We start from the raw sequence: 13581 nt of genomic DNA, 5'->3' as shown, positions 1-13581 counted from the left end.
GTAAAAATGAGCAGTTATTAATAACTATACTAAATCCGTTGAAATATTCTCGCCACTTTGGCACTATGTTGATAAATGAATATTGAGGAATATCGAGAATCAAAAAAAATAAGTTTGTCAGTTCAGAAATTCGGATTTTAGATTTTAGATTGAAGAAGAGTCAACCCAAAATCTAAAATATCAAATGATCAGCCTATATTACCTATATCAATGGCAATAATTTATCTGGATATTCCTACCATCTCCACTTTTTCATGACGGGATTTATTGGCACAGATTTGACCCCAATGTTGTGAACTGGATTGATTCGCGGACTTAGCCATAATCTGCTCAGAAATGTCGAGTATAGTTGGAGCTTGAAACAAAGTAATCAAGGGTAAATCTACATTAAATACTGAGCGAATTTCCCCAATTAATCTCACTGCAACTAGGGAATTACCCCCCAAATCAAAGAAACTATCTTGAGTTCCCACGGTGGAAATCTGAAGCACTTTTTGCCAAATTTCTATCAGAGTTTGTTCAACATGATTTTGGGGTATTATGGTACTTACAGTATCCCCAGTCACAGGCGCTAACATGGGAGCAGGTAAGGCCTTGCGGTCAACTTTATGGTTGGGAGTCAGGGGAAACTTCTCCAGAACAACAAAGTTAGAAGGAACCATATACTCAGGTAAGTGGGAAAGCAAGTATTCTCTCATACTTGCATGACATTGGTTGTTGTCCTGGTTGGAAATATAGGCTACAAGTCGCTTATCCCCTGGGATATCTTCACGAACAATAATTACAGCTTCTTGTACTGCTTCATGTCGGCTTAAAATTGTCTCAATTTCTCCTAATTCAATCCGATATCCCCGTATTTTTACTTGAAAATCTATGCGTCCTAAAAAGTCTAAAATACCATCTCTGCGGTAGCGAACTAAATCCCCAGTTCGGTATAAACGGGCGTTAGTGTCCCTACTAAAGGGATGGGGGATAAATCTTGACTGAGTTAATTCTGGTCTGTTTAAATACCCACGCGTCACCCCTGCACCACCAATATATAGCTCACCAGGGATACCAACAGGCACAGGTTGCTGATTATTGTCCAGAACGTATAACTCAGTATTGGCAATGGGACGACCCAGGGGAACCACTCCATTGACTTGAGCTAAAGTATGGGTTGCAGACCAAACAGTGGTTTCTGTTGGACCATACATATTATGAATCTGTCCGGGAATTATCTGTCTAAGTTCCTTTGCTAAAGCTTCGGTAAAAGCCTCACCACCGATCATTAAATTAGATAACTGCGATAAAGCTTGGCGGTTGGGGGTGTCTGCAATCAGTAAACTAGCCATAGAAGGAGTACATTGCAGATGTGTCACTTGGTGACGCTTAATCAAATCGGCTACAGATTCAGTGGTAGGTTGAGAGGCGATTCGTGTTTTCAATTCATTCAGTAGCGGTAATTGAGATAGTACCGTATCCGTATCCACACCATAATCAATCAGACAGGCAATTTCATTAACACCAATGGCTTTAATTCGATCTACCATCTGTACACAGGTATCCACTGTTCCAAATAAACTACTAGTTTCAAAGTAGCGTTCAAAGGAGAAATCTAGTACCTCATTCATATCTGGGTCAGACAAATGGGACACCGAAAACTGTCCTTTGTCATTCGTGGTTTTCTGCTTGAAGGTGGGGAAAGACCAGGCCGCAAGTTTGATTAAATCCAAAGAACTGGCCAAATATTGGCGCATTGGCTGCCGCACCAGTTCCTTTACTTTTTCCTTACTTTCCCCTACATAAGTATGTATCATCAAGCTGACAATTCCCTCGCCTGTATGTCCATTTTCTGTATAAGCTTGACGATAAATGGCAATTTTGGTCGCTAATTCTTCTAAACTTTGTCCCAGTAGGTGAGTTAAAATATTAAAACCCTTAGCTCCTGCCTCACGAAAGGTCTCTGGATTACCTGCGGCTGTGATCCAGATTGGCAGAGTCGGTTGAATGGGACGTGGTAGAGTTTGCACAAAACACCTTTCTCCCTTTCCGTTGGTAAGCTCAAGGCTTTCTCCCCGCCAAAGTGCCTGTACCTCCTCTATTTGCTCAAACATGATTTCCTTGCGGTTGGCAAATCTATCGGGATACAGGGCGAAATCGTTGGGTTGCCAACCAGCGGCAAAAGATATACCTACTCGACCATGGGAAAGATTATCTACTAAAGACCAATCTTCCGCCAGACGAATTGTGTTATGTAGTGGAGAAACACAGCTACCAGCGCGGATGTGGATGTCTTTAGTGATGGTAGCGATCGCTGCACTACTGACCACTGGATTGGGGAATAAGCCACCAAAAGCGTGAAAATGACGTTCAGGAGTCCAAACTGCTTTAAACCCATGAGCATCGGCAAATTTAGCCCCTTCTAGTAATAAGCGATATTTTTCCCCCGCATCTTGATTTCTTTCATGGCTAGAAAAGTAGAAAAGACTAAAATCTATGGATTTAGAGCGATTTTGCTGTTTTAAACTTTGGGAAGTGGCAGGTTTCCGCTCTGCTTTAGGGTTATAAATTACTACTTTAAATCCCCGTGCTAGAGTCCAGAGGAGTTCCAAAACTGAAATATCAAAGGACAAACTGGTTACAGCTAACCATACTCCTGGCGGTTCATGGTTAATTACCCCATCCATTCCTGTGAAAAAGTTAAGCACATTTCTATGTTCTACCATCACACCCTTGGGTTTTCCCGTAGAACCGGAGGTGTAGATGACATAACTGAGGTTTTCTGGTTTAACTTCTGTATGGGGATTCGTCGTCGGTTGTTGGCTAATTTCTGCCACCATTGCATCAATGGGAATAATCCTCAGATTCCCCATTTCCCGCGTGGGGCAATCTTCCCTGGTTGCTGCTAAATTGGTTAAAATAATGGGTGCTTGGGAATCTTCTACCATGAAAGCCAAACGCTCTTGAGGAAAATCAGGGTCTAGGGGAAGATAAGCCCCTCCAGCCTTATGAATTGCTAATAACCCGATCATCATTTCTAGCGATCGCTCCATCAGCAAACCCACCAACACATCCGGTCCAACTCCCTGTAAAATTAAGTAATGCGCTAGTTGGTTAGCTTGTGTGTTTAATTCCCGATAAGTTAATTGTTGTTCTTGAAAAACCACAGCAATAGCATCAGGTGTCCGCTCTACTTGTTGGGCAAATAAATCATGAATACATTTATCTGCCGCGAAAGGTTGTGCAGTCTGATTCCATGCTTCTAAAATCTGCTGTTGTTGGCTGAGATTAAGAATTGGTAACTTATCTAAAGATTGATCAGGATGTTCTAAACAAGCAGAGATAAAAACCTCAAGTTGTTGGACAATTTCCCTAGAGTCTGTATCACTCAATTCCCCCCTATGTACCAACTCACTGTCACTCCCATCCTCATAAGCCACAAAGGCCATAGAAGCATTCATAAAATCCCAGTCAGCCAAGTCTTTTAAAGCATCGGGAGTAGGAACAGATGCGATCGCTACCGGAAAGATTTTTGGCGACCACGGGGAGTTATTTCTAGAAAAAAGATTCCGCCCGTATTCCGTATCATGTAATTCAGGATAACGTCCTAATAGCGTATGTCTAAAACTACCTAAATTATTTATATAATCTAAATCCGCTGATAATCGCCCTTGAAAATCACTAAAAGACTCTTCCTTTTCAAAATTCACACGCAAAGGAACTATTTGCGAAAATAATTCAGGAGCAATGCCGCGCTGAGATTCCGTTTGTAGTCCTAAATCAAATTCCCCACTTGATTCGGCGGCTAATCGCACACAATAAGCTGCAAACATCACCAATAGATTTTTTGGTTCTACAGGTACATTGGACAAAATCCGATAACGTTGCAGTTGGGGAGATGAAAACTCTGGTAATTGATGGGATATTTCTCGCCCTAAATAGGGATGTTGAAAAGGTGTAAACTTTGTTAATCTTTCAACCCAAATTTGTTCATAACGAGATACAGCAATATTCCGCTGACTAATTGCCTTTTTAGTTTCCGTGTCAATTACAGGTAAAACATCACCAACCCGCACACCATAATATTGTTGCAACTCTTGAAAAGAAATGTCCTTTCCATTTAATGTTTTTAAATTACCAAATTGCACCGCCCCGTCTATGGTAGCAATACTAATTCCTTCCGCTTTTAAATTCAGAACTTGTCCAGGAGTTCCATATTCAGATATGATTGGCCGCGCAGAACCGACTACAACAACTCCTCCTGGTAGCCAGATTTTAGGTTGACCTAATTCATTCCGATAACCTGCCTGGTCTAGCCATACCGGACCAAAATCCAAGGCTCTAACTAAATTGCAAATATCCTTACTGCTGACATCATAAGATATTAGAGAAACCGGACGATGTTCATAACCAAAATAAGTTCGTTGGGATAAATCCTGGGGTATTGGTTCAACATTACCAGCGATTAATTCTTCTGTCAGTTCATCAAAAGAAGCGATCGCAGCATCAAAGCAGCTAATATTTAAAGTAAAGGCTGTATCATCTGGGCGAATTGGCACTATTTTTTGTTTAAAAATAGGTCCAGCATCAACTTGGGAAACGACTTGATGCCAAGTGACAGCGTGTTCGGTCTCACCGTTGAGTAATGCCCAGGAAGTTGCGTATAAACCAGCGTATTTTGGTAGTGGAGCATCATGATAATTAATGGTCGCTTTTTTCGCTCTAGCAATTACATTTTTGGGAATAATCCATTGAACATTATTAATACTAAAAAGATAGTCATATTCAACGCTCAAAAGTCTTTTGTGAAAAAGATTGCGAGAACCTATGTATTCAATTCCATGACTTTCACACCATGCTTGTAATGAATTATCCGGCGAATATACTCCTAATAATTGGCAATTTTTGAGTAATAAAAGTTCTAAACAATTGATAGATAAAGTCCCATTACCAACAGCAAAACAGGAAAAATCGATCATAAATTATTTTCTCCTTTAAATATGGATAAGATTGCTAGGAACTTGAAATTTTGGAGTTTCTCCTGGAGAGTAAACTGCTTGATCTTCGGTATTGGTAAGAATTATTGACCCCGCACCAATAATGTTTTCTTTGCCAATATTTATGGCATTTCTAATAGTAGCATTCATGCCAATAAAAGTGTATTCTCCTACGATTACTCGTCCACCAAAGACAACATGAGAAGCAAGAAAACAATGATTATTAATTATCGAATGATGTCCAATATGATTACCACCAGCAAGAATACAATTATCACCAATAGTCACTTGAGGTTCTATGATACTATTTTCTAAAATCAAACAGTTTTCACCTACAGATATATTATGATAATCAGCCTTAGAACTGATATAGGAAATGAAACCATATCCTCTATTTTTGGCATTATAATATTTTTCTGCCCGTAGCTTATTCAATCTTTCATAACCGAGAGGAATAAACAACTTGTATTCAGTTGGTGGATAATATTTTTCAAGTTTTTCATAAGCCACAACTGGTAAATCATGGAAACTTTCTGATGTCATGTGAGATTCATCAACGGTAAATGCGATTAATTGATAATCTGAATCATGCTGGAGATAAAAGTAAATAGTTTCTGCAAAAAAACTGTTGCCAAAAATAACAACTTTGTCCATAAAATTCCCATCCTTGAGTTGATATCTATAAGACTGACGCAAATTTCACATCAAGATATGATCTCATGTTTGTAGTCAGGGCTTTAGCCCTGATTTATTTATTCTTGACCCTTACCTGATTTATTTATTCTTGACCTTTAAAATCCGGCGCAGTTGCATATCCTTCCTGACTGATATTTTCACGCTTCAGGACTTTCCAAAATGTTAATAGAAGAATTTTCAAATCTAGCCAAAGATTCCAATTATCAACATACCAAATATCCAAGTTAAATTTTGTTTCCCAGCTAATAGCATTACGACCATTAATTTGAGCTAGTCCTGTAATTCCTGGTAAAACATCGTGACGACGAGCTTGTTCAGGAGTATAAAGTTCAAGATATTGCACACGCAAAGGACGTGGACCAACAAAACTCATATCACCCTTGAAAACATTCCACAATTGAGGAAGTTCATCTAAGCTGGTTTTGCGGATAAAATCACCAAAGGATGTTAAGCGTTTTTCGTCAGGTAATAAATTACCTTTTGCGTCCTTTTCGTTAGTCATGGTGCGGAATTTATAGAAATTAAAAATCCGAGCATTTTTACCTGGACGGGGTTGCATAAATAAAACTGGACTCCCCATACGCAAATAAATAGCACCTGCTACAATTATCAGAATAGGAAAAAGAAAAATTATGCCGATAAAAGCGACAAATCTATCTAATACTAATTTGATAAATCTGCTAATCCATCTTAGGTAAGATTGATTATAATTCCTAGTTTGTGATTCGCTATTTCTCATGTTTTTCTACTCTGTTAATCTTAATAAATCCTGATATGGCTTACGCTACGCTATCAGATATTTATATTATTCTTTGCGTCTTTGCACCTGTGCGCGAAACAAAACCCTTATTAAAAATATAGCGAAAATACAAAAGATAATATAGCCATATTGTCAATACCTTTAATCATTATCTTTAATTGTATAAGTATATAAATTTTTATTTCCTAACTTGGCATTAATTGGTTGATAAAGCTTAATTTTAATAGTCTCATTATTTTCTTTTTGATCATCATTAATAATTGGTATTGGTAAATATTTGTACTGTTCTCCAGCTTTAAATGTCAACTGACCATTTCCTAACTTATAATCTATACCATCATTCTTGGCTGTACCCCCTATAACTGAATAATTAACAGTTACTGTTTTCCCACTCATGTAATTTAGTTTTACTAAAGGATAATCCATATTTAAAAATTCACTTCCACTGGCTGCACTTACATGAAATTCAACTTGCGGCAATTTATTGGTCATACTATAATAAGTATTTGATGTCCAACTTGTAGAACCATTAGAACTAAACACTTTAGCTTTTACCATAGCACTTTTAGTTAGTTTAAGCGGACTAGTATAAATTGGAGAATTTTGATTTGGTTCGCTATTATCAATAGTATATCTAATAGTTGCATTAGGTATTTCACTCTCGATATTCACAAGAACTTTACCGGTGATTATTCCGTCTTGAACCGGACTAATAACAGGTTTTTCGGCTTTTAATTGTGGACTAAAAACTACATATTTGGCTGTTTTATCTTGAATGACAATGCTTGTTACTGGACGACGATCTTCATCAAAATATTTCTGTCCTGATTTTAATTTTATGGTTTGCGTTTTTCCCGTGAGATTAAAATATATAATTCCTCCTTCATAAGTTCTGGAATAAAGACGATATCCTTGACTTTTATTTATTTCCTGTTGGTCTGTTGCTGGAGAAGTTGGATTACCCAAAGCACTTTTAATTTCTATATATCGTTTTGGATCAATCTCTTGACTTTGATCATTATCCATACTTAAAAACCGATTTTCTCCACCAAAAATTAAATATCCAAGGTACATATCATGAATAAGTTCATCTCGGTCGTGTGTATGAGGTTGATAAATTTGTACTTTGTTGGTTGCAAAATTTTTCATTCGCAAATAAATCTGATAAATTTTATCTCTAGCATAATTTCCATCTTGATTATATATCTCACCAAGAAAATCTTCTAAAATAACTCCATCTGTATTCGCAAATATTTGATTATACTGAGTTTCATCAGCAATACTCCCTTCATTACAAATAATTTTAATATCGGGTGCTAATTCTTTAATTCGTTTGAAAAAATGCTTGACAGATTGCAAAAACTCTTGATTATTTTGGGGAAATGGTTTCTCCCATTTAACGTTTTTTATAAAATTATTTTTTTCATCAAATACACCATATAAATTGTAATTAAAAGCGCAGTTATCCAATCCTAACCAAATATTTTGATAGGAATTTTTTTGTAGTTTATTACGGACATATTTTTTAATAAAGAAATTTATATAACGTTCATCAGTAAAATTCACACCTTGGGCTTTTTCTTTTGACAACCATTCAAAAATTACAGGTTTTTTTTGATCTTTATACTTAGCAGTAACCCATAATGGTGGATGATTTTGATTTAATTCGTCAGTTTCATATTCCTTTAATTCAGCATAGGGAAAATAAGCATATTTATTTTCATCCTGAGAATGAAAGTGTTGAAAACGACCCTGAATTCCTCTAATAGCTTCTTGATTCATGGCTTCAAAACTATCATAATGAGCTAATCCTATATAAGCTCCAACTTTTGACCACTGATCATTATAAGGAAATACATAGTAAAATCCTCTTTCGTTATTAATAACTTTTCTTGTTGCTAATGCAGATAAGTTTTGTGGAAATACTCCATTTTGGAAAACTATAAAAATGCAGATAAAAAGAGCTAATAATACCGGATATTTGTTCATAATTATTGCGGATTTTTTAATGTTTGTGAATCGCTATAAGTTTGGTGTCTGAACTTGAGTGTATAAAGCTGTGTGCATTTTAATAATTTGGTTTATGTCATAATCAGCTATTTTTTCTCGTCCTTTTTTACTGATAATTCTCGCTTTTTCTGGATGATCTAATATCCATGTCATGGCTTTTGTTATTCCCTCTATATCACCCACTTCTACAAGTAAACCACACCCATTTTCTAATAAGTCTCTAGTTCCGCGAATATTTGTACCAATTACTGGAGTTTCTAAGGACATAGCTTCCATTACACATCTGGGTAACCCTTCTTGCTCGGAAACTAAAATTGTGGCTGCTACGGTACGCATTAAAATAGGAATATCTCGACGTATTCCTAAAAATCGGACTTGATTTTGAATATTTAATTTAATTGCTAACTGCTGCATTTCCTCCATTAATATTCCGTCTCCAGCAAAAACTAAACAGGTTTCAGCTCTGTTTAAATTACAGTAGGCTTTTAAGATATCTGACAATCTTTTTCGGGGAATAAATTCAGCTACTGATAACAGCAATTTAGTGTTTGCTGTTAGTCCTAATTCTTGACGTAATTTCTCAATATCTTCTAAAGAGATAGAATCAGCTTTGTAATATTGCAAATTTACACCAATTCCTGGCATATAATTAAGCCGTTCTGATGATACAAGTTTGTATTTTTGAGCGGCTGCTTGATCTTCACGATTAATTACTACTAAATAGTCCGTCCAATAGCCAGCTAATTTTTCTAAAAATAGGAATAAAGCATTTTTCAAAGCTTTACCTCCTTGGTAGAAATGAAAACCATGGGCTGTATAAATGACTTTTGTATTAAGTTGCTTTTTCAGGTTTTTTAAAGCATAGCGAGTTACAAAAGCTGCTACTGGTGTGTGAACATGAACTATATCATATTTCTCTTTTTCAACTATTTTCTGAATCATTTGAGGAGCAGCTATTAAATTCAATGGATTTAGGGGATTTCTTGACCATTCTATATCCCAGACTTGATCAAATGCGGCTAAACATTGAGCGTTTGCACTGATTCCCCGCGCCATTGCATCTACTTTGCAACCATGAGACCGGAAATGTTCGACAAAAGGTAAAAGAAAGGCATTAATAGTGCTAGGAATTGTTGTTACTATTAAAATTTTATTCATTTTTATTTAGAGGTTGATAGATAATTTAAAAGGATTTTGTCTGGCTTGATAACCATGTCTGCGTTTGTTCTTTGACATGGTTGTAGAATTTAATTCGGCGTTTTTGCAAAATATCTTCTCTGTAATTTTTGGCTTTTTCTAAATTGGAAATTGACATAGTTGCTAAACGGTATGGGTTAGTGACAACTTCTCGGATTTTATGTGCCAGTGCTATGTGACAACCAGGGTTAACCATATCCTCCTCTGGTAATAATTCGGGAATACCCCCTACATTTGAGCCAATACAAGGTAGCCCTCGCGCCATGGCTTCAATCATGGCTTTTGGTAAGCCTTCCTGGTATGATGGGAGAACGAAAAGATCCCCTTGATCCAATTGCTCAATTACTTGATCTCTGGTGGATAAATATCCGCCAAATGTGACTCGCTTATTTATACCTTTTTCCGCTGCCAATGTTTGCAGTTCTGATTTGTACTTACCATCTCCTACCCAAATTAGTTGTATATCTAACCCTTCTTGTACACAAATTGCAATGGCTTTAATTAAGACATCTGGTGCTTTATAAAGTTGCGCTAATGTACCTACGCTAATAAGCGTAAATGATTTTATACCTGTTCTTGGCTCTCGCGGTGCAGCCGCAAAGGCTGAGTTGGGTAAATCAATACTGGAGAAATAAGTGGAAAATGCCCCGTTTTTTGGCGGATATCGCTTTTGTAATGAGTATTCTGTTACATAAGCAGCAGCGGTAGCATTGGCAGTATGACGTTGTAATTGCCACGTTGACCATCTCCGAAAAATTGCTCTCAAAGGATGCTTATAAGCACCAGGGGCAAAGACATCATAAGGATCATTAACTACTTCTATGCCATAAGGTCTTGAAGATGCTAAACACCGCCAGACAATTGCACCGATATCACAGGATAAACGCATTTGTACGGCTTTCGTATTCGCTAACGCAGCGATCGCAGTTTTTTTGATATGAGTATAGTTTCTTACTAAGCCTGATCCGCCTTGATAGTCGGGTAAAGGTATCGCTTTGATTCCTGGTCCTGAAGCTTGATTCCAGCCGGATGGTGGTAATTGATACGGTTTTGCTCGTGCCAATATCTTAACTTCATCGTATACGTCTAAATATCGAGACCAGAAGTGATAATCTAATGATTGATTTGGAGTCCACAGCATACCATCACTTGTGATTCCAAAGTGGGCGCTGGCTGTTACTAATACATCCATTTTTTTAAGCTTAATTTTTATGTTTTGATTAGGCAATTATGGTAAATTTCTATTAGTCCTTTGGCACTATTTTCCGTGGAATATTTACTTTTTATCCAGGCTCTTCCAGCCTGAGCAAGGTCTTGAGCATATTGGCGATTATTGATGATGTCAATCGTTGATTTAGCCATGCCTTCTAGGTCTTCTACTTCATGCAAAATTGCTGTTTCTCGATCTTTGACCGCTTCTATTAAACCGGGGATTTTTGAACCAACAATTGGCAATCCTGCTGCATTAGCTTCAATAGCAACTAGCCCAAATCCTTCATGAAAAGAGGGAAATAAAAAAACGTTAGCACAAGTCATTAATGCCGGAATATCGTCACGCAGTCCGATTAACTTAACTGCATTTATAAGTCCGAGTTTAGTGATATTTTCTGTAATTAATCCTCGTAATGGACCTTCTCCTACTAACAACAGTTTGGCTGTAGGAATCTTTTCTACAACTTTTTGGAATATAGAAAGTAATCCTAAATGATTTTTTTGTTCTATCAATCTTCCTACATGAAGAATAATCGGGGTGTCTTCAGTCCAACCAAAGGAATTACGCAACTCTTTCCATTTTTCAGGTGTTGCTAAATCGGGAATATTCACACCATAATTTAAAACAAGACCGGAATTTTTTATGTTTTGATCAAAACCTGTCAAACTATCAATTACTCCCTGAGAACAACCTGTAACTAAATGAGAATTTTCCAATGCGTAGCGAATACTAAATTTTGCGTAAATTGACCGTAATTGTCGAATTACAAAACGACGAGTTAATGGTGTTTGGGGAGTAAAAAATTTCGTATTATGAAAGGAGGTAATCACTGGGATTTCTAATTCATTACCTAGCCAAGTACCAAGACCGCTATAAGCTTCTAAATGGTTATGGAGAATCTGGTAATTTCCCTCTATGATAATCCGTTTTAAATTGTTAATAAAGCCAAAATGAGCAAAATTTAATTGACAATGAAATACTTTTGCACCTAATTCTTCTGCAATATTTGCTAATGCACCTACATTTTGTCCTTTACAACAGAAATCCATCTGATATTGGTTTCTGGGAATTTGTCGCAGCATAGAAAGTAGCCACATTTCAATTCCACCTCTATTTAAACTGTTAATTAAATGAAGAATTTTTAACATAGGTAATTGCTCATGGGTAATTGGTCATTTAGTTATAAAGGGGAGTTTGTTTTCTCTCATTGATAAGAGGAGGGTGAGAGAGGAGTATTTTTCTGTCAGAACTGCTAAAAATTACCAGAGAAGGAACACCACCAACAGTGATTAAAAAATATATAAGATTGTCCAAGTCACCTATCAAAATTGTAAAACTGAAATTGATTAACATTGGTAGCAATAGTAAGCGAGTATCTACTTTTGAATACCCTGCCAAAGAACGTTGAATTAATCCAACAACTATCCCCAGAACAATATAAGAAAAAGGTACAGCAAAGGGTCCAAAATTTAGCATTATTTCTCCAGCAATTCCGTAAACTTTGGAGGATACCCACACTCCAGGAATATAAGAACCCATACCATAAAGTAGGTCTGTTCCTTCTTTCGATTTATTTGGTGGTTTTTCGGGATAAGGCCAAAGTTGTTGGGGAATTAAAAGAGCAAATGCTGAATAATAAGTTCGTCCCCAAGCATATTGGTAATCACTATCATCGTCCATTAATCTATATAGCATATAAGCATGAACATCGGTTCTTCCTAAATCTCCTAATAATAAGTTCTCCCAAGTTCTCCCATTTTCTGCTGTGTATTCTTCCCTAGCTTCTGCTCCCTGTAAGGCAGTTTCAAATCCTTCAGTTCCCCCTGATTTTAAAAATCCATAAAAGTACATGAAAAATATGAAAAATATCATCCCCATGAGGATTTGTTTTTTATTAATTTTCCTCAGCCAAAAATGAATCATTCCCGCTGCCCAAAATAATGCCCATATTGTATTACTACGACTACCTCGCAAGCCACCAAATAGTAATTTAATTACAAAAAATATGACCAAAACTGTAATCAATACAGGCCATGTTTGTAATCTTTTTTTATCTTTAGCATAGACAGAAAATGCCATCATTGCTAAATTAGGAAAACTTTCACAAATCATTAATAACCAACCTTGTCCTACTCCGGCTTCGGTTTGTTTATCTGCGAAAGCATTGATATAACCAATTAACCCTCCATACTGGCTATAAACTAATATTTGTAAAACTAAACAAACAATTAGTCCTATCCCCACAATTAAAGGAAAACGTTGTTTATTAATCATCCAAACTGTTTTTTGATTTCTAATTGATCTTTTTTGAAAAAATTCAGAAAAATCTATATTTCTAGAAACGCGATAAATTAAAATACCTAATAAGTTGAGAATTGCCATTCCACCTACCCAGGGTCTCCAGTCTGGAGGTGGTATTAAATCACTACCTAACCAATTATTCCAACTAACATGAAGTAGGGGTGCTAAGAAGAAAAAATGAACACCTAATAAACCCATAACGCCTACGGGAGAAAAGATATTTAATCGCCCCCGAAACCATTGCACAGCGTCAATACCAATGACAATTCCACTCAATGTTACTGGAATAATAAACCAGTGCAAAAATTGATTTGTAGTTGGCAGACATCCTAGCAATACAAGGAGACAAAAGAAAACGGAAATTATTAAACTATCAGGATAAATTGTTTTCCTGTGAAGAGACTGTTGATTCATAAAACTATGTT

8 protein-coding genes are annotated in these 13581 nt (G+C 36.6%); all 8 read right to left on the bottom strand.

Features of this window, described 5'->3' with window-relative positions; translation table 11 throughout:
- Positions 1 to 221: 221 nt before the first annotated feature.
- The 8 genes from ACIR131C_RS21740 to ACIR131C_RS21730 all read right to left on the bottom strand — a co-directional run bounded on the left by ACIR131C_RS21740 (position 222) and on the right by ACIR131C_RS21730 (position 13570).
- Entirely contained in the window at positions 222 to 4961 is a 4740-nt protein-coding gene (locus ACIR131C_RS21740; protein ID WP_051347479.1) for a MupA/Atu3671 family FMN-dependent luciferase-like monooxygenase, read from the bottom strand.
- A gap of 15 nt (positions 4962 to 4976) precedes the next feature.
- A complete protein-coding gene (locus ACIR131C_RS0102720) occupies positions 4977 to 5633 on the bottom strand; it encodes an acetyltransferase (protein ID WP_028088970.1) in 657 nt (218 codons plus the stop codon).
- A 124-nt stretch (positions 5634 to 5757) separates the two neighbouring features.
- Positions 5758 to 6414: a sugar transferase gene (locus ACIR131C_RS0102715; RefSeq protein ID WP_035371410.1), complete on the bottom strand. Its 657-nt coding sequence runs from the start codon at positions 6412 to 6414 to the stop codon at positions 5758 to 5760.
- A 162-nt stretch (positions 6415 to 6576) separates the two neighbouring features.
- Entirely contained in the window at positions 6577 to 8424 is a 1848-nt protein-coding gene (locus tag ACIR131C_RS0102710; RefSeq protein ID WP_028088968.1) for an FN3 associated domain-containing protein, read from the bottom strand.
- A 33-nt stretch (positions 8425 to 8457) separates the two neighbouring features.
- Positions 8458 to 9603 (bottom strand): glycosyltransferase family 4 protein, encoded by a 1146-nt coding sequence (locus ACIR131C_RS0102705; RefSeq protein ID WP_028088967.1) that lies wholly within the window; start codon positions 9601 to 9603, stop codon positions 8458 to 8460.
- Between the two features lie 25 nt (positions 9604 to 9628).
- Complete coding sequence (locus ACIR131C_RS0102700; RefSeq protein ID WP_028088966.1) at positions 9629 to 10834, bottom strand: glycosyltransferase family 4 protein; 1206 nt, start codon at positions 10832 to 10834, stop codon at positions 9629 to 9631.
- A 17-nt stretch (positions 10835 to 10851) separates the two neighbouring features.
- The gene (locus ACIR131C_RS23835; protein WP_028088965.1) at positions 10852 to 12003 is read right to left on the bottom strand and encodes a glycosyltransferase family 4 protein; all 1152 of its coding nucleotides are present in this window, start codon (positions 12001 to 12003) and stop codon (positions 10852 to 10854) included.
- Positions 12004 to 12031: 28 nt separating this feature from the next.
- Positions 12032 to 13570: a hypothetical protein gene (locus tag ACIR131C_RS21730; protein ID WP_051347478.1), complete on the bottom strand. Its 1539-nt coding sequence runs from the start codon at positions 13568 to 13570 to the stop codon at positions 12032 to 12034.
- Between the last annotated feature and the right edge of the window lie 11 nt (positions 13571 to 13581).

Origin of the sequence: Dolichospermum circinale AWQC131C (assembly GCF_000426905.1) — a bacterium.
Taxonomy (GTDB): domain Bacteria; phylum Cyanobacteriota; class Cyanobacteriia; order Cyanobacteriales; family Nostocaceae; genus Dolichospermum; species Dolichospermum circinale.
The sequence above is the reverse complement of the archived record's forward strand: the minus strand, read 5'-3'. Positions and strand labels throughout refer to the sequence as shown.

Bases quoted from the DNA above. Each gene is read 5' to 3' on its own strand.
- ACIR131C_RS21730 (WP_051347478.1), bottom strand. From the start codon at position 13,570: ATGAATCAACAGTCTCTTCACAGGAAAACAATTTATCCTGATAGTTTA.
- ACIR131C_RS0102705 (WP_028088967.1), bottom strand. From the start codon at position 9,603: ATGAATAAAATTTTAATAGTAACAACAATTCCTAGCACTATTAATGCC.
- ACIR131C_RS23835 (WP_028088965.1), bottom strand. From the start codon at position 12,003: ATGTTAAAAATTCTTCATTTAATTAACAGTTTAAATAGAGGTGGAATT.
- ACIR131C_RS21740 (WP_051347479.1), bottom strand. From the start codon at position 4,961: ATGATCGATTTTTCCTGTTTTGCTGTTGGTAATGGGACTTTATCTATC.
- ACIR131C_RS0102710 (WP_028088968.1), bottom strand. From the start codon at position 8,424: ATGAACAAATATCCGGTATTATTAGCTCTTTTTATCTGCATTTTTATA.
- ACIR131C_RS0102700 (WP_028088966.1), bottom strand. From the start codon at position 10,834: ATGGATGTATTAGTAACAGCCAGCGCCCACTTTGGAATCACAAGTGAT.
- ACIR131C_RS0102715 (WP_035371410.1), bottom strand. From the start codon at position 6,414: ATGAGAAATAGCGAATCACAAACTAGGAATTATAATCAATCTTACCTA.
- ACIR131C_RS0102720 (WP_028088970.1), bottom strand. From the start codon at position 5,633: ATGGACAAAGTTGTTATTTTTGGCAACAGTTTTTTTGCAGAAACTATT.